The 1,105-nt window shown below is 33.0% G+C and carries 1 protein-coding gene; it reads right to left on the bottom strand.

The genetic code is table 11. The features are described 5' to 3' along the window. Nucleotides 1–7 precede the first annotated feature (7 nt). Nucleotides 8–1,078, bottom strand: a complete 1,071-nt coding sequence (locus K7G79_RS14670; RefSeq protein ID WP_223552347.1) for an SMP-30/gluconolactonase/LRE family protein — start codon at nucleotides 1,076–1,078, stop codon at nucleotides 8–10. Nucleotides 1,079–1,105: the final 27 nt, after the last annotated feature.

Genomic DNA, 1,105 nt, shown 5'->3' on the forward strand with positions numbered 1-1,105 from the left:
GGCACAGTTATTTATAGTCTAATTTCAAAAGATCATTTCCTAAGTTTGCTATGTATAGAGTTTGACCATCATTTGAATAGAACATTCCTGTAAGTAATCCTGGAAGTGGATTAAACAAATCTGGAGAAATTAATTCAAGTCTCTCCATACCTAAATGACTTCTTCTTTTCCATTCATTTGTAATCTTTAAATTATCTTTAGTGGAACCATCAAAAATTATATATTGAGAATTCCTTTTAAAATCCACTGCAATTACCTGATTATATAATGGAGATGCCACGATTAATCGACCTTCATTATCAATTAATAAATTATCTGGTGTTCCGACATTAGCGGCAACACCAATATAATTTACTTCACCAGTTTTATTATCAACTTCTAATTTATGCACTCTATCCATCATGGTTTCAGCGACAAACAAGTGTTTTTCATCTGAATCCATGGTTATCCCATTCGCAAAGTAAAGACTATCCAAAATTTTAACAGGAGTGCTTTTTAAATCATTCATTCTAAAAACAGCACCAGTAGGGACAGGTAAATTAGCAGCTTGAAACATTTCGCCCATATTATTGTTCTCTGCAGATTGAGAAAACCATAATGCTCCCGTTTTATCTCTATAAATCGTATTCACGCCATACGGATGATCATAAATCAATTCGACTTTTTCAGTGTTTATATTTATTCGATAAATTTTCCCGTCTGTAATATCAGACATTAAGACATGTTGACCATCGTGTTCTAAAATCATTCCATTCGGTCCTGCTATTTGCTCTGGGGGAAGATGAAGGAAACCTGCTGCGGAAAAATCACCAAATGGTCGATTAGAGCCATCTTTTTGTATTAATCGAAGACCTTTTGCTTGGTCAACTACGATAATTCGTCCATCTTCCAATGATACTCCATCTTCAGCTCGAAGTAAACTACCATCACCAGGAAATAAATTCGAATCATTATAAGTTAAATTTGGTAATTGTTCATTTGTCTTTTCAGAGACGTCAATGTTATTGTTTGAGTTTTGTTGATTACAACTTAGTATTGTTAAAGTAAAAAGGAATAATGAGTAGATAGATGGTTTCATATGTTGAATTATTTAATTGTGCCTAAC

The sequence above is a fragment of the Aestuariivivens sp. NBU2969 genome (genome assembly GCF_019931125.1).
In the GTDB taxonomy this organism is placed as follows: Bacteria; Bacteroidota; Bacteroidia; order Flavobacteriales; family Flavobacteriaceae; genus Aestuariivivens; species Aestuariivivens marinum.

Coding starts and splice junctions, on each gene's coding strand:
- K7G79_RS14670 (WP_223552347.1), bottom strand. CDS start 1,078: ATGAAACCATCTATCTACTCATTATTCCTTTTTACTTTAACAATACTA.